This is a genomic window from Gardnerella sp. CCPDSM (assembly GCF_056754715.1).
The window spans coordinates 101,158-121,296 of record NZ_JBQEQO010000002.1; the positions used below are offsets into that span (position 1 = coordinate 101,158).

Genomic DNA, 20,139 nt, shown 5'->3' on the forward strand with positions numbered 1-20,139 from the left:
GTGAGGTGAGTTTGTGCATAAACTAAAATTTAGTATTCTAAAACGCATATGGTCTGCCGCTTTTGGAAAATTCGTATGCACAACTCTTACAATATGGCTTTTTGTGGCGATTGTTTCGTTCTTTTGGACGCCTTATTCGCTTTTACAAACAAACGGATACGAAGTATGGCAAAAGCCGTCGTTTGCGCATCTGCTTGGCACAGATGGCACAGGAGCAGATATTCTTAGCTGGCTTATGGCCGGTTCTCGAGTTGAATTATTGCTTGTTATTTGCACAATAATGCTTGCTTCAAGCGTTGGAATGCTGCTTTTGGGTCTTATGATTTCTAAATCCAATGCAATTCGTGGCGTAAGTGTTATGGCTGTTGATGCGCTGATTTCTATTCCAACTGTGCTAATTGCGCTTATGCTTGCTGTTCCGCTTTCAGCAAGTGTTTTGGTAATAGTATTGGCTTGTGGCATAGGTTACGGCTTAAATTTGGCTCGTATTATTCGTCCAAGTGCATTGCTTGTTTTGCAATCTGATTACGTAAATTCTGCGATTTCTAATGGTGCTTCAAGACGATACGTGCTATTTCGTCATGTTTTGCCGAATATTATGCCTATAGCTGTAGTGCAACTTTCGCTTTCTGCAGGAACGGTGATTTTGGCAGAAAGTGGTTTAACTTATTTGGGTGTTGGAGTGCCTTCGGGGGTTCCTAGTTGGGGCCGTGTGCTTACTACTTCCGTAACGCTTATTCACGTAAATCCTTTGGCTGTTGTGTGGCCGGGATTAATCGTAACTATAGTTGTTGTGGCTCTTAATTTGCTTGGAGACGTGTTTAGCACAGTGCTAAATCCTTCTGCAAAGTCGACTATAAATTCTTCTGAAAAATCGCAAGTAAAATCGCAAGTAAAATCGCAAGTAAATAACGAAGTTGGCACAAAATGAGCTTAAATATTCAAAATCTCACGCTAAATCTTGGCGAAAAGCGCATTCTTAGCAACGTGTCGCTTCAAATTTCAGATGGCGAGCGCGTCGGCTTAGTTGGTTCTTCTGGATCTGGCAAATCTATGCTTATTCGCGCTATTACAGGCTTGTTGCCATATAATGCAAAAGTTTCCGGATCTTGCACGCTTGGTGACTTTCAAAGTGTGGGAGCTAGTGATGAGGATCTTGCGCGCATTCGTGGAAAATACGTTGGCGTGGTATTTCAGCAAGCGAATCGCGCGCTTAACCCAGTTTTAAGCGTTGAGGAGCAGATTTCGCTTCCTTTGCGTATGCATTATGGGCTTAATCGCAGCGATATTCATAATCGCGTTTGCGTAATGCTTGAAAAAGTTGGTTTGCCGGTTAATTTTGCTTCTAAGCGCACGTTTGAGCTTTCCGGCGGGCAGCAGCAGAGAGTTGGTATTGCAACCGCTTTGATTACGTCTCCGCGTTTGATTTTGGCAGATGAGCCAACTACTGCTCTTGACAGTGTGACTCAAAAAGAGGTTGTGAATCTTCTTACTTCGCTTGTTGACGACATGGGCGCTTCGATGCTTTTTGTAACTCACGATTTTTCTGTGCTTTCAAAAGCTGCTAAGCGTTGCTACGTGCTTGATTCTGGGGAATTAGTCGATAGTGCGGATGTTCAAGATTTGTTAGAAAATCCGCGCGTTAATTCGACTAAGCAGTTGGTTGATGCTGCTAAAAAGTTGACTTTGCGAGCGGAAAAATTAGATTCTACGAAAGTTGATTCTACGAAAGTTGATTCGCAAAAAGTAATCAGCGAAAATACAAGTAGCGAAAATAGCGCGCTTATAGAAGCGAAAAATATTCACGTTAGTTTAGGTCGCGGAAAATCTCGCGCAGAAGTTCTAAAGGGCGTTGACGCGAGTCTCTTTAAAGCAGAATCTCTAGCTATTATTGGAGGTTCTGGAAGCGGCAAAACAACGCTTATTCGCGCAATGTTAGGTCTTCAAAAAATTTCGGATGGAATTGTTACTTATAATTCGCAAATAGTAAATTCTTCCGAAAAATATAGTGACGAATATAACGCTCTTCGTAAAGAAACTTCTCTTGTTTTTCAGCATCCGTTTGCAGCTTTAGATCCGCGATGGAGCGTTCGAAAAAGCGTTGCAGAGCCGCTTAATATTTGGAAAAAGTCGCTTCAGCTAGACGACGAAACTATTAATAAGCGAGTTGACGACGTTTTAAAATTGGTTGGTTTAAATCCTTATGATTTTGCTGAAAGATATCCGCATGAGCTTTCTGGCGGCCAAGCTCAGTGCGTTGCTATTGCGCGCGCTTTAGTAAACAATCCGCGCGTTTTGGTTGCGGATGAGCCAATGAGCGCAATAGATGTTGCTGAACGAACGCGTATTCTTGACGCGTTTGCTGCAATTCGAGCAGAGCGTCCAAATATGTCGTGTATTTTTGTAAGCCACGATTTAGGCATGATTCAGCATTTAGCAACGCGCGTAATCGTTCTTAATAATGGGGAAATTGTGGAATCTGGAAGCGTAAAAAACGTATTAAGTAATCCGCATCACGCATATACTAAAGCACTACTTAACGCCGCAATCATGTAAAACAAATATTTTAAGTAACTTTTTGCGCTTATATCTTGATTGCGTTGCCATTCATTCGTGTGGATATTCGTGTGGTAGAGATTTGAGATTTTTTGCACTGAACGAAGGACGCTCGCACTATAAGCGCTCGCTGCTGAGCTTGCACGGAAAGTCCACTGGACTTTCCGTCTGAGCAAGCTCACGCTCCGAGTTGCTTTCGCGCGCTACGCTCTGAGCGCGAAAGCAGGTCGTCGCGCAGAGCCGCAGGCTGCTGACAAGCCGAGCGAAGAAGAAAAATCGAAAAATCTCTGCGATAAAACACGGTTATTAAAGATTAAACACGCAGAGTTTGGGGGATTTCTCTACGAGCAATAAAAGAGGACTGAGGAAGCAACATTCTTTAAAGAACAAAGCAGACAGTAAAGTCTTTAACAGCCAGAGCGACGAAGGACGGGAACTTGCGAGGAGAGAAATCCCCCAAAACTCGCGCAACATTAAACAAATAGTAATATAAACTATAAATACAGTTATATATGCGTCAACGAATGTGCGTAAATGAAGGGATTGGCATGAGCGAAAATATGCAGCAAAATGAGTCTGCTGGTAATGCAATATTTGCGGAAAATTATGCTCGCGCATTAAGTACATACCCGGGTCAGGTAATCGTTGATTTGAAAGCTTTGCGCGACAATATGCGCGCTTTGGTTGCGCGAGTTGGTCAGGATTTGCAGCCTGGCCAAAATGCGCCGGAAGTTATGGGAGTCGTAAAAGCAAACGGCTACGGGCATGGGCTTATTCCTAGCGCGCTAGCAGCATTAGCTGGGGGAGCCACATGGCTTGGCACAGCTCAGCCTTACGAGGCTCTTCGTTTGCGTGAAGCTGGCATTGATTCAAGCCGCTGCCATATTCTTACTTGGCTTACTAGCGCTCCAACTACTAGATTTTCTGAGCTTATTTCCGAAGATATTGATATTTCTGTAGGCTCTGTTGACTCTCTTGATGCTGTGGCTTTTGCTGCGCGTAATTTAGGAAAGCCTGCTCGCGTGCACGTAAAAGTTGATACTGGTTTTGGCAGAAACGGTTTTACTCCAGAAGGCTTTGGGGCGGCTCTTGAAAAGTTAAAGCAGTATGCGAGCGAAGGCGTAATTGAGGTTATTGGCCAGTGGAGCCACTTGGCAGTGGCAGATTCGCCGGATGTTCCAGAATTTGTGGACGCAACTGAGCGTCAAATACAGCAGTTCCACGAGTTTACAAAGCGAATGAGTGAAGCTGGTTTAGCTCCTAAAATTCGCCATTTAGCAAATACTGCAGCAACTCTTAACCGTCCAGAAATTCACTTCGAGCTTGTTCGCCCAGGAATTGGATTGTACGGTTACGAGCCGGATCCTTCAATGGGAACTTCTAAAACTTACGGGCTTAAGCCTGCAATGACTCTTCAAGCTCAACTTGGAACTGTAAAAACTGTGGAAGCGGGGCACGGAATATCGTACGGACGCACGTATTTGACTCCAAATAATACGAGCACTGCTATTGTGCCGCTTGGCTACGCTGACGGCATTTTGCGCTCAGCTTCAGGATTTGACATGCAAGGTACGCGTCACGTAGATAAGACTGGCGGACCTGTGCGCGTAGAAACAAATAAGGGTGCGCGAGTTTTGAACGTTTCTGGGCGAGTGTGCATGGATCAGTTCATTGTTGATCTTAAAGGCGACGCTTACGAGCTTGGCGTTAAAGAAGGTAGCACCGTAACGCTTTTTGGACCTGGTAGGGGTGTGGCGTATGCTGAGCCTACTGCAGACGATTGGGCGGAGGCTGCAGGAACAATCAGCTACGAAATTATGACTGGAATTGGCGCTCGTGTGCCGCGTCTTTACCGTAACGCTTACGAAGTGCTATCTTCTAGCGATATTGCAAAACTAGACGCGAAAAGTCTTATATAGAAAGTCTTATATAGAAAGCCTTATATAAATCGCAAATAAAAGAGGTATTCAATGTGTGACGAAGTAATTGCTTCAGATAACGAAGTCGTTGGCGAATACGATTTGCACGACACTGAGCGTTGGGCGAGCGAGCCTCATCACACGCGTGCGCGCACACCTTTTGAGCGTGACCGCGCGCGAATCATACATTCATCTGCGCTTCGTAGACTGGGTGCAAAAAGTCAAGTTTTAGTAGCAGGTTCTGACGATTTTGCTCGTACTCGCTTAACGCATACGCTGGAAGTTGCGCAAATTGGTAGACAGATTGCAGCAATGCTTGGTTGCGATCCGGACGTTGTTGATTGTGCTTGCTTATCGCACGACTTAGGTCACCCACCTTTTGGGCACAACGGTGAGCGCGCACTTGCAGAATTGGCGAAAAATATTGGCGGATTTGAAGGAAACGCGCAAACTCTTCGCCTACTTACGCGCTTAGAGCCGAAAGTTTTTCGGCAAAACGGCCGAAGCGCAGGAGTAAATCTTACGCGCGCGGCACTTGATGCTTCCGTAAAATACCCGTGGGGATTAGAAGAAGCTCAAGCTCACGACAAAGGCGAACGAGACTTAAAATTCTGCGTTTATCCGGATGATCGAGACGTATTTGAATGGCTGAAAATTGGAGCGCCGCACGAAGCAAAACCAATGGAATGCCAAATAATGGATCTTTCTGACGATATTGCTTACAGCGTTCACGATATTGAAGATGCGATTGTAACCGGTGCTTTTAACCCTGCTTTGGTTGCAGATTCTCACGTAGTGGATCAAGTTATTAGCGAAATGCACGCATGGTATGGGAATCAGTGGGATGCGGACAAGCTTTTGGAGGCTTTGGGGCGTTTGCGCTCTCTTCACATGTTCCCTGATTCTTTTGATGGTTCACGCAAAGCTTTGGCGCAGTTGAAGAATATTACTAGCGCTCTTATTGGACGTTTTGCAAGATCTGTTGAGCATGCTACTCGCGCTTGCTACGGTGACGGTCCGCTTGTGCGCTACCGTGCGAATGTTGTGATTCCGGAAGATACTTCGTACGAGATTGTGATGCTAAAAAGTTTGGCAGTGCATTTTGTTATTGAGCCGCGCGAACACGAGTTTTATAGGCGAGAGCAGAAGATGTTGACGGATTTGGTGGAAGTGTTTATGAGTAAGTCTCCGCGCTCGCACGATGCTATGGAAGCAGTGTTCGTTGGAGACTGGAACGAGTGCACTAACGACGATGAGCGTCTTCGCGTTGTTATTGACCAAGTAGCAAGCCTAACTGACGGTTCTGCAGCAGCTCTTCACGCAGCTCTTTGCTAGGTTTATAAAAAAAATAGGCATTGCTTGTGCGTTTAGCAAAACAATACCTATTTTTTGTAAAATAACTATTTTATGTAAATTAACTAACTAAATTTACTTTAAAAAAGTTAAGTTAATATTTAAGCGTTTAAATCGACGTCGCTAAAATCGATATCGCTAAAATCAAAGTCGCTTAAATCAAAGTCGTCCAAATTGAAGTCATCAAAATTGAAATCGTCCAAATTGAAATCGTCCAAATTGAAGTCGTCCGAATTTGAGTTATTCGAATTTGAGTTATTCGAATTTGAGTTATTCGAATTTGAGTTATTCGAATTTGAGTTGTCAAAGTTATAAGACTTCATTAAATCATCGAACTCAGGAGATTCTAAGTAGTCGGAAATTTCCTTCAACCAATCATCTTCAATATCAAGATCTGAAATTTCGTCTTCAGAAGGTGCTCCTGCGGAAGGTGCTCCTGCGGAAGGTGCTCCTGCGGAAGGTGCATCTGCGGAAGGTGCGCTTGCGGAAGGTGCATCTTGAGAAGATGGAGCCTCATTCTTTTCAGAATCTGCAGGATTTGGAGCCTGAGGAGACGCAGGTGCAGGATACGCAGGTGCAGGAGATTCTACCTGTGAACCTTCTGTGCCGCGCTGAGCAGCTTCAGAAGCTTTTTTCTTAGCTTGAGTAATTGCACTCTTAAGGCTTGGCGTAATCTTAGTGTTAAATTCGTTTGAAGATTTATAGACTTCGTTAACGGTTGCTAAGTCAGAATCTTCAAAAGAATTACCCTTAAGCTTATCTCTATTCTTAAGGAATTCTTCTGCAGCAGCTTTAAGATTTCCGTCAGCGCCTTGAACTCCGTACCTAACGATTGTTTCTGCGTAATCTAATGCTTCTGAATAAGTTTTTTCAAGAGTTTCAATCTTAGTTTTTAAAGTTTTTCTATATAAAGTGCGCTGTTCTTCAGAAAGTTTCTTCTTATTTGCTTTAAGAGCTGCTTCGTACTCTTCTAATGTTTTCACGGCTAAGGTTGCTGCACCTGTAACAGCACTATCATCAACAGGTTCTAAGTCTTGATCTTGAGCTGTTTGATCTTCAGCTCGCTCTTCTGCCTGTGGCTTATTAGTTTCTTGATTAGCTTTTTTAGATTCTTCTTTAGCAGCTTCAATTAACTTTGAAACTTCTGCCTGGCTTTTCTTCTTGTCTAAAGCATCCACAACAGCCTTATTCTTAAGAAGACGTGCCCTAAAAGAACCAGGAGCAGGAGTCTCAACAGGAGTGTTAACTACTGCTGGCGCTTCGTCAGCAAACGCAGTATTGGCAAAACCGCATACAGCAACAAAAGCTGAAACAGTCAGACCGGTGACGGCAACAGTTTTAGTAAACTTGGTATTCATATTTTTCCTTGTGTAATTTCCTTCATTTTTTTGTGAAGGAATACTGCATTAACATTTCTGTTTTGCGGTTACTAACCGCGATGCATGTTTCGCATCATAATTTACTTATACCATACCCCCGTATACAAAATCAAATTCGCAACACGCGCAAAAAATTCACAGCATGTTTTTCTTCATTACCGCTCGCCGCAGGTTTGCGATAAGCTAGATACCATGGTTGGAATGATTGCAAAAGAAGACATTGAGCGCGTGCGCGCCGTAGCAGACTTATACGATATTGTGTCTGCAACAGTGACGCTTAAGCCTTCTGGAACTGGCACTTTTGTTGGACTTTGCCCATTCCACGACGAAAAAACGCCAAGCTTTAGTGTGCGCCCAAGCCTAGGCGTGTGGCATTGCTTTGGGTGCGGTGCCGGCGGAGATGTGTTCAAATATGTTGAGCAAAAAGAAAATATTGATTTTCGTGAAGCAGTAGAGCTTTTAGCAGACCGCTATCACATTGAAATGCACTACAAGCAGGCTCAAAATGGTGATGCTCAAGCTCACGCCGGTTCTAAGCGAGCAAGGCTTTTAGAAGCAAACGAAGAAGCGCAAAAATTCTTTGTTGCAAATCTTAATACTGAAGAAGCTGCTGCAGCGCGAAATCTTCTTGCCGGACGAAACTTTACTCCTCAACAAAGCGCGCGTTTTTCTTGTGGCTACGCTCCTAAAGGTTGGGATAATTTAGTTAGATATTTATCAAATAAAGGCTTTACGCGTCAAGAGCTTCTCGACGCAGGACTTGCTAGACTAGGTCAGCGCGGAATATACGATTACTTCCGCGGAAGATTGACTTGGCCTATTCGCGATTCGACTGGCAGAACTCTTGGCTTTGGTGCTAGAAAACTTTACGACGACGATTCTATTAGTGCGAAATATATTAACACTCCCGACACTGCACTGTACCGCAAAACGCAAGTTTTGTACGGAATTGATTTAGCTAAAGAAAATATTGTAAAAAAGCGCCAAGTCGTAATAGTTGAGGGTTACACGGACGTTATGGCATGCCATTTAGCTGGAGTCGACACTGCTGTTGCAACTTGCGGAACTGCTTTCGGCGTTGAGCATGCAAAAATCGTGCGAAGGCTTATTTCGGATGATTCTTTGGGTGCAATCCAGCTTGTGGGGCCTATAAAAGTAGATGGTCAGTCTGTAAGCTCGCGCATTGTATTTACTTTTGATGGTGATGCTGCAGGTCAGAAGGCTGCGTTACACGCTTTTGGTTTGGATTCTGCGTTTTTAACTCAAACTTTTGTTGCTGTAGCTGACAATAATCTCGATCCTTGCGATTTGCGCATTCAGCGCGGTGACGAAGCTGTGCGCTCGCTTGTTTCTCACGCAAGTCCGCTTTACGATTTCGTTATCGACACTGTAATTAACCGTTTTGATACTTCGTTCACAACCGGCCAAATGGGTGCTGTTAAGGCTGTGGCGCCTCTTATTGCGCAAATTCGTGACCGTTCTCTGCTTGACTTGTATGCGCGTAAAGCTGTTCGCGCAATCGGTGTTGATTTGGCTGTTATGCGCCGCGAAGTTGAAGTCTCACGTCGTCGCTTGCAAGTTCATGACGAAGATGCGTACGCGTCTAAGCGTAGTTCTGCTTTATTTGGACAGCAAGTAAGCGATTCTCGTTCTGCAGATTCGCCTGTTTCGCGCATGCAAATTGCGCGCTCGTCTGCTAAAAATCAGCATTATTATAGAGTCGATGATGTTGTATTCATGTGTGAGCAGCAATGTATGGCTTTGTTGCTGCAAGTTCCTCTTGCTTTTAATGAGAAATTATTTGCGCAACTTACGTTGAATAATTTTATTACTCCAGTATTTCGAACGCTATTCCAAGCTTTTGTTGCAGCTGGAGGATTGCCGACTGGCAACGTTACGCAAGGATTGTGGCTGCACATGATGACTAAGGCAGCAGGCCCTTTGCTGGAGCCTGTTATTACGGAACTTTCCGTTATGCCTTTGCCTCTTCCTGTGCCATCCGACTCGTTAGAAGATGGTAATGCCGGCAATCACCAAAATCAGCAAGCTTCTAACGGATCTCCCTCGGATCTTTTACGAAAAGCTACTGTTGCGGAAAGCAAGTATGCGAATGAGTTGCTTATTAAGCTTTTAGATGTTGGTTTTATGCGTAGAATCGGAGCGGCTAGAGCGCGAATGACTAAACTTCCCGACGGTCAAGAAAAAATTGCGCTTCTTGGGCAAATTACTTCAATGGAAGCGGCTCGCAAAAACTTGCAGTCGCAAATCATGTAGTACAGCCATAAACGCTCCAAACGTGCGCGACGACCTGCTTGAGCGCAGCGATTTAGCGCGCGAAAGCAACTCGGAGCGTGAGCTTGCTCAAGTTGAAAGCACGGTGTGCTTTCAACGCAAGCTCAGTAGCGAGCGCGTTATCCGCGCGAGCGTTAAGCACGGTGTGCTTTCAACGCAGGCAGGTCGTCGCGCCCACGTTTGGAGCTGTGCGTCAGTTGCTAAAGTCAATATCGCCGAGCTTTTCAATAAGCTTCATATTCTCGCTGTAATCAACTGGGCAAGAAATCACGTCCACTCCGCTTTCCTGCTCCAAAGCCGCACGAAGCATATTGTATAAATCTTCTGGCTTCTTAACAGCATGTCCGCGCGCGCCAAAGCTTTCAGCCAGTTTTGGCACATCCGGATTATGGAAATCAACGTACTCGTGCTCGCCAGCGTGAAGCTCCATCTTCCACTTGATTAAGCCGTACGCGTTATCTTCCCAAACAAGAACCACCATTCGGCTTCCAACGCGCACAGCAGTTTCAATCTCTTGAACGTTCATCATAAAGCTGCCGTCGCCCATCACAGCCAAAACTGGTTTCGTGTTCATTTTGCCGGAATTATCTCGAATAAACGAAGCTCCAACAGCGCCCGGAAGCGTCCAAGCCATAGTAGAAAGACTGTTGTCGATTATGCAAGTATTCGGGTGCATAGTTGGGTACAAGCGAGCCATCCACATTTTCAAAGCGCCCGTATCTACAAGCACCTTCGTGCCTTCAGGAACAGCGCGGCGAATATCGTAAACTACTCGCTGCGGTTTCATTGGCATACTTTCGTCGTTTTCGCAAGAATGTAATTCTTCCGTAAGCAGTTGTCGAATACGAGGATGACTTACGTCGAAAGTAATGTTGCGTTTATTTAGTACTTCTGTAAGAGTTTTAAGCGTTTGGCCAATATTTGCCATAATGTTCAGCGCAGTAGGGTAGTGCGCGTCAGTGTCTTCCACAAAAGTATTGATGTGAATAATAGTTTTATCAATATTCGGGTTGATTTTCTTCGGATCAAACTGCTGAATCGAAAAACCTACGGCAATAATCAAATCAGCAGTGTCAAAAGCGAAGTTTTCGTAGTCGCGATGCATAAAACCAACGACTCCAAGCGCATTCGGATGATTATCCGGGAAAACTCCCTTACCTTCAAAAGTAGTTGCAACTGGCACGTTAAGCTGCTCAGCAAAAGCAAGAAGCTGATCCTCAGCGTGAGAGCGCGCAACGCCATTTCCAGCCAAAATAATAGGCTGCTTTGCTTTACTAATAATTTGAGCAGCTTCTTCAATAGTGTCCGGAGCTGGCATAATGTGTAGCGGATGCGGCAATGGAAGCGGCTTCGCGTCGGCAGGCGCTGGCATTTCGCTAATATCTTCCGGAATAACAAGGCAGGTTGCTCCTGGGCGGTTGTGGCCCGCAATAGAGAACGCTTTTCGAACCATTTCTGGCGCAGATTCTGGAGCAAGCATCATAGAAGACCATTGCGTAATCGGCTGGAAAAGTGCAACCAAATCAATAATTTGGTGAGATTCCTTATAAAGCCTTGAAACATTACCTTGTGCGCAAATTGCCACAAGCGGCGTAGTGCTTGCGTTTGCTTGAGCTACAGGAAGCGTAAGATTTAGAGCACCAGGGCCTAAAGTTGCTAAGCATACGCCCGGCTTTCCCGTAATATGAGCGTAAGTTGCTGCCATAAAACCAGCACCCTGCTCGTGGCGAGTAAGCACGAAACGAATGCGGCCGTCGCGCTCAATCGCTTCAAGAAGTGGAATATTTTCCTCGCCTGGAATGCCGAAAACTACTTCAACGCCTTCATTTACTAAGCATTCAACAACTAAATCTGCAGTGTTGCGCTTATGGTTTTCGCGAAGATGCTTTTGACGAGCGAGTTTTTGTTCAATCTTCTTATTTTCTGTTTCTTGTGTTTCAAACATATTCCGCTTCTTATGTAGTTGTGTAGTTATGTAGTTGTGTAGCCAACAAATTCTTTTTACATAATATACGTATTCTTACTTTTTGACATGCCTAACTATTGCGCGTGTCACAAAAAAGGGCGGATTTTTAACCCTTGTATTTGCGGCTAAATCTGGCTCTTAATAGTTGCTAATACCTTGCTATTTCAATGATTTTGTCGGGAATTTGGACGCTTTATGGGAATGGGTTTCTAGTACAATTAAATGAGTTGTATTTGCTGCCTTACGGAGGAATGATGAAGCGCTGGCTGTTAAATTTGGTCAAGTGTGAAACCATTCTTATTGTTGCGGCGATTTTGGCAATTATTTCGTGTTTTTTCGTGCCTCCTGATTCTCAATATTGGGGTTATATTCACGTAAATACTATTTCGCAGCTTGTTTGCTTAATGATGGTTGTGTGTGGATTCCAGCGAATTGGTGTATTTCGTGCGATTGGTGCGCGTCTTTTAAGGCATGTTAGGACTGAGCGTGGGCTTGTGTTAGTGCTTATGTCGCTAACATTCTTTTCGTCAATGTGGATTACGAACGACGTTGCTCTCGTAACTTTTGTGCCTTTTGCGCTTTCCGTGCTTGTTATGGCGAATGCTGAAAAACGTTCGATTCTTGTAATTACGCTTATGACAATCGGCGCGAATGTTGGCAGTATGCTAACCCCTATTGGAAACGCGCATAACTTGTACTTAAAAGCCTTAACGCATATGTCTACTAAAGACTTTTTGAAGATTATGGCACCGTATACTGTTACTGCTGCGGTGCTTATGGTTGCGTTTGCTTTTGTGTTCTTTAAGTCTCGTAAGGTTGATCAGTTTGCTGGCTTGCATGGTGACGATATTGAGCAAAGTGTGCTTGCTCCGTCTCATGGCCATCCGCAGCCGGATGAGATTCGCGTTATGGGTTACGGCATGAGTTTTACTCGTTGGCGAGTTATTGTTTATAGCTTGCTTTTTGTGGTTTGCTTGTGCGGCGTAAGCGGTTGGATTCCAGACTGGCTTATGCTTGCGATTATGGTGGTTGCTTTTATTCTTTGCGATCGCCACGTGTTCCGCGTACTTGACTGGGCATTGCCGCTTACGTTTATTATGTTCTTTATTTTTATTGGCAATATGCGCAGAGTTCCAGGATTTAGCGATCTTGCACAAATGTGGGTTGGGTCGCATCCTATGGAAGTTTCTGTGGCATCGAGCCAGTTTATTAGCAATGTGCCGACGACGATTTTGCTTTCGGGATTCTGTGATCAGTGGAAGATGCTGATTATTGGTACGAATCTTGGCGGAATGGGTACGCTTATTGCTTCTATGGCTTCGCTTATTTCATACAAGGGCATTACGCATCAATATCCTGAGCATAGGGGACGTTATTTGCTTACGTACACGATTGTGAACGTGTTCTTCCTTGCTGTGCTTATGTCGCTTGCTTGCATTATTGAGTAGTGCTTTTGTAAGTTTTGTATGCGACGTTTTGTAAATAGGGTTTTTGTAAGTTTTATAGGCGACTTTTATGGGTGATTTCTATTATTTTCTGTTTTTAAGGCGCGTTGATAGTGCCGTCTTGGTATAATAGCCATTTGTTTGCCTCTGTAGCTCAAAGGATAGAGCAACGGCCTTCTAATCCGTTGGTTGCGCGTTCGAGTCGCGTCGGGGGCACTATGAAATCTTGAAATCGCGGCGTGCTTTCAACGCAAGCTCAGCCGAATGGCGATTAGCCGTGAGGACAGCGCTCAGCTCTTGCTTGCTGTGGCGCGAGTTTTGGGGGATTTCTCTCCTCGTACGTCCCGTCCTTCGTGCGCTCTGGCTGCTAAAAGAGTTTAGTGTGTTCGCCTATCTTTAAAGAATGTAGCTTCTCAGTCCTCTTTTAGTACTCGTAGAGAAATCCCCCAAACTCTGCGTGCTAACCATTAATAACCGTGCTTTATCGCAGAGATTTTTCGATTTTTCTTCTTCGCTTGGCGAATCAGCAGCCTGCGGCTCTGACGTTCGCCGCGCTCAGTGCGAAAAATCTCAAATCTCACCTCACGAATATCTACGCTAATGAATGACGCGCAATTAAACCGCTAGTGTTTTGTGGTGTGGTAGGAGTGCTTGGCGTGATGTGTGCAGCAGCAATAACGCTAGCGTTCTCTAGACAATAAATACTCAACGTCCGCGGAGCAATACTGCAAAGCTACAGAGGAACATTTGCCGGAAAATCTCCGGCAAATGTAGCAGAGATTACTTATCTTTCTCGCGGCAGTTTTCGCATAAGCCGAATACTTCCAGCGTGTGGTCAACAACTGTGTATCCGTGCGCTTGCGCAACGTTATGAATCCAGCCTTCGTCGTCAGGCGGCTCAATATCAACAGTTTTTCCGCAACGTTCGCAAACTAAATGATGGTGGTGCGTATTCTCGTCACAAATACGGAATAATTGCTGACCGTTAAAACGCACTGTGTCTACTTCGCCGCTTTGAGTAAGCGAATTAAGCTGACGATACACTGTAGCCAAGCCAATAATTTCGCCATCTTGTGCCAAAAGCCTATGTAACTCTTGCGCTGAAACAAAATTGCGAGACTCGCGCAAATGTGAGAGCACTATTTCTTTTTGCTTAGTATGTCTACGTACAGGTTCGCCAGCCATTTCGCATCCTTTCGTTATTTAATCCAGTTCGTCATCCCAGCAGCCGGTTGCGTCTAATGCTGCAGCTGCTTCAACAGGGTCGTCGCATAAAACAGTAATATGACCCATTTTTCGATTCTTGCGAACTTCAGCTTTGCCATAATCGTGCACATGCCATTCTGGATGCTCCAAAATCAGCGAACGCGTAGGAGCCACATGCTGACCAAGCACATTCACCATAACAGCAGGGGAAAGCAGCTTCGGCTTCTTTAAAGGCCATCCAACAATGCCGCGAATATGCGCTTCGAATTGATCCATATCGCAAGCTTCAATCGTGTAATGTCCAGAATTATGAGGACGAGGCGCAAGCTCGTTTACTACTACGCGGTTATCTTTCGTAATAAAAAGCTCAATTCCCAAAGTGCCTGCAAGTTCGAAACCTTTTGCTAATCGTAGCGCAAGCTCGTGAGCTGCATTTTCTACTTCTGGATTAACAACAGCAGGAGCTAAAGTCATGTGCAAAATACTATTGTGATGCACATTCTTTACTAGAGGATAAGTCACAAAATCCTTGCCATTTCCGGAAACAAGAATTGAAGCTTCGAAAGCAAAGTCAACAAAACCTTCAAGAATAGAAGGAGGGAATTTTCCGCCGCGATCCGCGCGATGGTGAATATTGGCAACGTCTTCTTCAGTTCGAAGAACGTCTTGTCCGTGGCCGTCATAGCCGCCTCGGCGAGTTTTCAAAATAGCAGGCAATCCAATTTCGTCAATAGCTGCGTCTAAATCGTCAAGATTATTAACTTCGCGCCATTTAGCGGTTTCGATTCCGTGATCATTAATAAACGTTTTTTCGCTTACTCTATCTTGCGTAACTCGCAATAAGTCTGTGCCTTGAGGAATAGCAGTAAGATGACGGACTTTATCTAGCGCGTCTGCGTTTACGTTTTCAAATTCGTACGTTAAAACGTCGCAACGTTCTGCAAGCTCGCGCAAGCCTTCTGGATCATCGTAATTTGCTTCAACCTGTAAATCTGCTACTTGGAACACTGGGCAGTCAAGAGTTGGGTCGAGAACGCCAATTCTAAAGCCCATATGACGTGCTGCAATAGCCATCATGCGCCCAAGCTGACCGCCGCCAATAATTCCAATAGTTGCGCCCGGCATTAAGCGTTCCACAGCGCCATTAGTGACTTCAGATAAGGTTGGCATTGGATTCCTCAACTTTCGCTTTAAGTTCTTCGCGATATTCTGCAAGTTCGTTAGCTAGACGCTCGTCGGTTGTGCTTAGAATGCTTACGGCTAGAAGTCCTGCGTTAGTTGCGCCAGAATTTCCAACTGCAGTTGTTGCAACAGGAATTCCACCTGGCATTTGCACAATAGAAAGCAACGAATCCCATCCAGATAGCGCATGTGAGCGCACTGGAACGCCAATAACAGGCAGTGTGGTTTGCGCTGCAATCATGCCAGGAAGGTGAGCTGCTCCACCTGCTCCTGCAATAATAATATGGAAGCCCTCTTTTCGAGCATTATGCGCAAAATCAGCCATAAGTTCTGGCGTGCGATGTGCAGAAATAACTCGTTTCATGTAAGGAACTTGGAATTTATCTAGGATTTCACAAGCATGACGCATGGTCTCCCAATCACTTGAAGATCCCATTACGACAGCGACGGTTGGCTTTAATTCTGACACGATGAACCTCCCTGACGTGCAATTGTTACTTTACGCAACAGTAGGGAGAACTCGCCGAAGTTTATTAAAACTTAACAAATTATTTGTTAGTTTCGTTACTTTTTGGTCTTAATGATTTCGCCATTTCTAATATTTGCTTTGGACTTGTTTCTGGCAAATATGCGTGAGTTACAGCTAGCGATATTTGCGCTAATTTTGCTGAATCCATATAGCAAACGTATACGGAACTTGCTTCTGGCTGGAACTTTTTCTTAAAGAAATACAGTGATTTAAAGCCGTAAGCTGGTTCCAAAATATCCGACATCATTGCGAGCGCATGGTTGATTACATTAGATGATTGTTGCGATTCGTCGCTTAACGAATGCTCATCTATGCCAGCTAATGGTGCTGCGGAAAGGCTCATGAATTCCACTGCAGATTCTGGATTTTGCAATCCTTCTTCTTGCAAGCGTTCTGCCATTCTAGCAATCAAAAATTCCATAATTCCGTTTGGACTATCTGTGCGGTGCCGCATAAAATCAAGAGTCCAACCAATAACGCGCTTATTTCTATACGTTGGCATCCAGCTTGTTACTCCAAGAACGCGCTGATTTTCGTCAATAGCGTAAAGAATTTTTACGCGCTTATCTATAAGCTCGTCAAGTCCGCCCAAAGTGAACTTCATTTCTGGAAGCGCTTTAAGCTCAGCCCACTCTTCGGAAATTTCTACGATTTGCTGTTGAACATCCCACGGTGCTTCTTTATAAGTTGTTAAAACATCGCTAATACCGTCTCGTTTTGCTTTATTAATAGCTGTGCGAATATCCTGCCATTTTTTGCCTCGAGTTTGCCAAGTGTTTGGGTTTACGAGCATGTCGGTGCCGACTTTAATAGACGTAAATCCAAGCTTTTCTAGCTCTTGACGCACTTGATCATGTACTGCGTAAAATGCTGGAGATAGCGAGTTTTGCCTGCACGTTTGTATGAAGTTTTTTAAATCCTGCCTGTATTCTTTAGAATCTCCAAAAGGTCCTGTAAGAGTTAAAGCGATTCCGTAGCTTTGCCTGTAAGCGATTGCAGAATTTCCGCTTTGCGAGAACCAGTAATGATTATTTGGCCAAGTGGTCATAAAGCTCATTGTGTTTCCGCCGAGTTCCACAAGTTCGCTTGCTTTATTTCTGTCGTTGTCGTTTGTGGAAATTTGGATTTTAAACCAAGTAAAGCATACTGCGAACAATACTGCCCAAAGAACTAAGCCAACGCTTTGTGCGAGGAAGGAAGCTAATGGTGTTTCTGTGCGAAGCATTGCGTTAGAACGGTTGCCAAATCCCATAGGCATCCAACGTCCAGGCAAATCGCGTAGCAAGTGATTAATGTCGGCTGCAGGCCTAAAGTTGTCTGCTATCATAAGGCCGAAAGTAATGTACGCTGTAGCTGTAATCCAAAGCGTTACGATAATTACGAGCAATCCTACGCGCACTCTTAATTTGTTTGTGTGAATTGAAAAATGCTTCAAATTAATAAAAAGCAGTATTGTCATTAGCAAAGGTGGTAGTGCTGTGAGCATAAAAGCGACTGCTACTGCGTTATGTTGGTGCGCTGAAATATGCTGTTTGCTTGCAATTAATGGCAAAATAGTGAAATACATTCCTGCGTATAACACTGTAATTAAGTTAATTGTAATTGAAGTCAACGCTGCAAGACGACGTCCTCGTAGCATTCCCCAAGCAATAACCATCAGCGTAATAATTGGCAGAAGAATACGAATCCACAAGCTGCCGATAGCTACGTGATGTAGTCCTGAATGAAGCAGGCAGTTATTTGCGCTGTAATTCGCTATGCATCGAGTAATCCACGGTTTAGAGCCCATTTGTGGAGACATGAATAAGCCTAATGTTGTAAGAATACCCGCGTGCGAGCGCGAAGATAATGCGAGAAGAGGACCTAAGGCTAGAATGCTTTGCGCTACAGCAAAAAGCCTGCGAATTTCGTAGTCGGTTCCTTCCCACCAATTTACGTTTTTTGATTTAATTTTTGATTTGATTTGCTTATTTATTTGCGAATTGTCTTGCGAATTTTCTTCTAAATTCTCTTCTAATTTGCTTTCGGACTTGCACATAATATTGCCAATAATATGCCCTGTAAAAGCTGCAATAATAGTGCAATAATCTCCAGGATTTCCACTATAAAGCATCATTGCAGAAGTGATTGCGTAACCGATAACAAGTAATCGCCTATGCCACAAAATTGATTCGTAAGCGGCTGAAGCCATAAAAGCGCCAATAAACAGCGTAAATGGAGAAAGCCTAATAGGAATTTTGCTAATCCAATGCATATTGCGAATAATGAAAGAAAGATTGCCAATAATCGCAAGTCCAATCACCATTCCAACAATTGTGCTTAGTATTGAAATAGCTATAATTCTAAAACGACTTATACGCGTTTCTGCTACACCAATCAAAATAACAGCAAGAAAACAGTTAACAAGCATAGACGGCATGCTGTTTACAAAAAACAGCGAATGGCAAAGTTTCATAAGCAAAGTAGAAACGTTTGCGTGGCCGAAGAATAAGCTCGGTCCTTTGCTAGGGTTGTGCTTTACAAATAATTGCGAAAGAGTAGCGCTTGTGCCGTAAGTGTATACGTGCATAAGCGTTATGCTAAGCCAGTGAATGCAATTAATAACAACAAAAATGCATGTTATAACAAGTGCAAAAACGCGCTGCCCAATCCACGCAATAAAATCTTTCATCAAGATTTTCGCATGTTTAACTTGAGTATTTTTAGAAAGATTAGGATCCTTCTGCTTACAGCGTTTGTGTAAGAAATGCAAAGCCATATTTATTATCTTTTCACTCGCTGATCAATAAGAACTTGCAAATTTGGATAAGTATTTAATTTAGGTACGGTTGTTGCAATACCTGTTTTCTTGCAAAAACGGTCAATAACTACTCGTAATCCTGTTTGAACTGTGTGCCAATCATGCCCGTAGCCTTGAGCAATCATAGTAAGAACGTTCATTCCGCTTCGATGCGCGCTTATAGCAATAGTTGCCTGGTTTGCTTGAGATTTAGGATCCCAAGAACCTGCAATAGCATAATAGTCTTGTTTAAGTGGAGCATTTTTGCGCATTATTTTGCTAGGCACATGTTTTTCGTATGATGCGCTATTTCCGTGGAAATAACGTTTAATGGTTTCTTGACGATTTTTATACGTAGGTTCTAATTCTCCGCCTGCAGAATATATAACACTAAAAAGATTAGGGTGCGATGGTGCAAGTTGGGTTGCGCAAGTGCCGCCTTGTGAAAATCCTCCAATAAGCCACATGCTAGAATCATTGCTTACTGGCAAATGTTTACGAATCCAATTTGGTACGTCACGAGTTAAATAAGTTTCTGCTTTCCCATACACGTGAGTGTCCGCGCATAAAGAATTATTCATAGAGTCGCCATTTTGATCAGGGGAGACAACAATAGGCGCAAGACCGTTATGATGTTTTGCGTAATCGTCTAGCATGCTTGAAATATTACTTGCTGCAAAAAAATGGTTAGGGCTTCCAGGCTGTCCGGCTAGCATAATCATAACCGGCAGTTTTGGGGGATTTTTAACAAGAGCTGCTGGAGGCAGATACAAATTTGCTGTGCGCGCTTTAAAATTCGAAAGAGTGTTAGGAATATTCGCGGATCTTACAATCCCTTTTTCAGGTAATTTTGGTAGCTTATGCTCTCGCGCTAATCTGTGCCATTCTTTAATACTTGCCTTAGCTAAAGTTTCTTTACTAAGCTCCAATTTTGGAAAATTACTCATGCCAAAAATAGATCCAAGATTTGTAAACTCTCCGTATACCATATCTACGCGCAATGTTGTGCTTAAAAGCGTAAGAATAATAGATATTATGGCAATTAATCTTTTTAGGCCTTTAGAAAGAACTACAGCTGTAACTGCGAATCCAATAAGACCGAAGCCGCATGCTATAGAAAGAATAACAAGCCAACCGAGGCTTACTCCGAACACAAGAAATACGTCGGAAACTAGCCAAGCAATTGCGCCGCCTACAAAAAACGATATAGTCGCAACGCCAATCTCTACTAGCAAATGCAGCAAATGCTTGCCCGGTTTAGAGCGCATAACAACTAGCGCTAGCAAAGATATACCAGTTACGCTAAATAAGCTTGTAGGTAGCCAACCTTCCAAGAGGCTTATTTTCTCTAATTGCAACATGCAGGAATCCTACACTTTCTTGCTTAACTACGTGCAAACTACTTTTTAAAGTGAGCATACGCGCAATATTTCACCCAACCGAAATATAGTTCGCGTATCTTAATTCTTTCTTAATATTTGCTTTAGTTTTTATAGTTTTTATTGTTTTAATCGTAGTTGCCGAATTACTTAT

13 protein-coding genes and 1 tRNA gene are annotated in these 20,139 nt (G+C 43.8%); 7 read left to right on the plus strand and 7 right to left on the minus strand.

The window, feature by feature from the left end:
- Positions 1-13: 13 nt before the first annotated feature.
- The 4 genes from ACTJLE_RS01680 to ACTJLE_RS01695 all read left to right on the plus strand — a co-directional run bounded on the left by ACTJLE_RS01680 (position 14) and on the right by ACTJLE_RS01695 (position 5,810).
- Positions 14-931, plus strand: coding sequence for an ABC transporter permease (locus ACTJLE_RS01680; RefSeq protein WP_481267159.1), 918 nt, complete (start codon positions 14-16; stop codon positions 929-931).
- The gene (locus ACTJLE_RS01685; protein WP_481267160.1) at positions 928-2,556 is read left to right on the plus strand and encodes an ABC transporter ATP-binding protein; all 1,629 of its coding nucleotides are present in this window, start codon (positions 928-930) and stop codon (positions 2,554-2,556) included. The genes ACTJLE_RS01680 and ACTJLE_RS01685 overlap by 4 nt, the downstream gene beginning before the upstream one ends.
- 548 nt (positions 2,557-3,104) lie before the next feature.
- Positions 3,105-4,475, plus strand: coding sequence for an alanine racemase (gene alr / locus ACTJLE_RS01690; RefSeq protein WP_481267161.1), 1,371 nt, complete (start codon positions 3,105-3,107; stop codon positions 4,473-4,475).
- A 51-nt stretch (positions 4,476-4,526) separates the two neighbouring features.
- Positions 4,527-5,810: a deoxyguanosinetriphosphate triphosphohydrolase gene (locus ACTJLE_RS01695; protein WP_481267162.1), complete on the plus strand. Its 1,284-nt coding sequence runs from the start codon at positions 4,527-4,529 to the stop codon at positions 5,808-5,810.
- A gap of 119 nt (positions 5,811-5,929) precedes the next feature.
- On the opposite strand, the gene ACTJLE_RS01700 is transcribed toward ACTJLE_RS01695, so the two are convergent.
- On the minus strand, positions 5,930-7,186 hold the full coding sequence (locus tag ACTJLE_RS01700; RefSeq protein WP_481267163.1) for a hypothetical protein: 1,257 nt from the start codon (positions 7,184-7,186) through the stop codon (positions 5,930-5,932).
- Positions 7,187-7,399: 213 nt separating this feature from the next.
- Between ACTJLE_RS01700 and dnaG the strand changes: the two genes are divergently transcribed.
- Entirely contained in the window at positions 7,400-9,481 is a 2,082-nt protein-coding gene (gene dnaG, locus ACTJLE_RS01705; protein WP_481267164.1) for a DNA primase, read from the plus strand.
- A 211-nt stretch (positions 9,482-9,692) separates the two neighbouring features.
- On the opposite strand, the gene ACTJLE_RS01710 is transcribed toward dnaG, so the two are convergent.
- Positions 9,693-11,444 (minus strand): acetolactate synthase large subunit, encoded by a 1,752-nt coding sequence (locus ACTJLE_RS01710; protein ID WP_481267165.1) that lies wholly within the window; start codon positions 11,442-11,444, stop codon positions 9,693-9,695.
- A 275-nt stretch (positions 11,445-11,719) separates the two neighbouring features.
- On the opposite strand from ACTJLE_RS01710, the gene ACTJLE_RS01715 reads away from it, so the two are divergent.
- Both ACTJLE_RS01715 and ACTJLE_RS01720 read left to right on the plus strand, forming a co-directional pair.
- Positions 11,720-12,913 (plus strand): SLC13 family permease, encoded by a 1,194-nt coding sequence (locus ACTJLE_RS01715; RefSeq protein ID WP_481267166.1) that lies wholly within the window; start codon positions 11,720-11,722, stop codon positions 12,911-12,913.
- A 140-nt stretch (positions 12,914-13,053) separates the two neighbouring features.
- A tRNA-Arg gene (locus ACTJLE_RS01720) sits at positions 13,054-13,126 on the plus strand.
- A gap of 564 nt (positions 13,127-13,690) precedes the next feature.
- Here the strand turns inward: ACTJLE_RS01720 and ACTJLE_RS01725 are convergent.
- The 5 genes from ACTJLE_RS01725 to ACTJLE_RS01745 form a co-directional block, all read right to left on the minus strand.
- Positions 13,691-14,095 carry a Fur family transcriptional regulator gene (locus tag ACTJLE_RS01725; protein ID WP_481267167.1) on the minus strand — a complete coding sequence of 135 codons (405 nt, stop codon included), beginning with the start codon at positions 14,093-14,095 and terminating at the stop codon, positions 13,691-13,693.
- 18 nt (positions 14,096-14,113) lie between these two features.
- Complete coding sequence (gene purK, locus ACTJLE_RS01730; protein WP_481267168.1) at positions 14,114-15,286, minus strand: 5-(carboxyamino)imidazole ribonucleotide synthase; 1,173 nt, start codon at positions 15,284-15,286, stop codon at positions 14,114-14,116.
- Positions 15,270-15,734, minus strand: a complete 465-nt coding sequence (gene purE / locus ACTJLE_RS01735) for a 5-(carboxyamino)imidazole ribonucleotide mutase (protein WP_479691697.1) — start codon at positions 15,732-15,734, stop codon at positions 15,270-15,272. Before purE ends, purK begins: the two co-directional genes overlap by 17 nt.
- A gap of 112 nt (positions 15,735-15,846) precedes the next feature.
- Positions 15,847-18,585, minus strand: a complete 2,739-nt coding sequence (locus tag ACTJLE_RS01740) for a bifunctional lysylphosphatidylglycerol flippase/synthetase MprF (RefSeq protein WP_481267169.1) — start codon at positions 18,583-18,585, stop codon at positions 15,847-15,849.
- Between the two features lie 5 nt (positions 18,586-18,590).
- The gene (locus ACTJLE_RS01745) at positions 18,591-19,949 is read right to left on the minus strand and encodes an alpha/beta hydrolase-fold protein (protein WP_481267266.1); all 1,359 of its coding nucleotides are present in this window, start codon (positions 19,947-19,949) and stop codon (positions 18,591-18,593) included.
- Positions 19,950-20,139 lie beyond the last annotated feature (190 nt).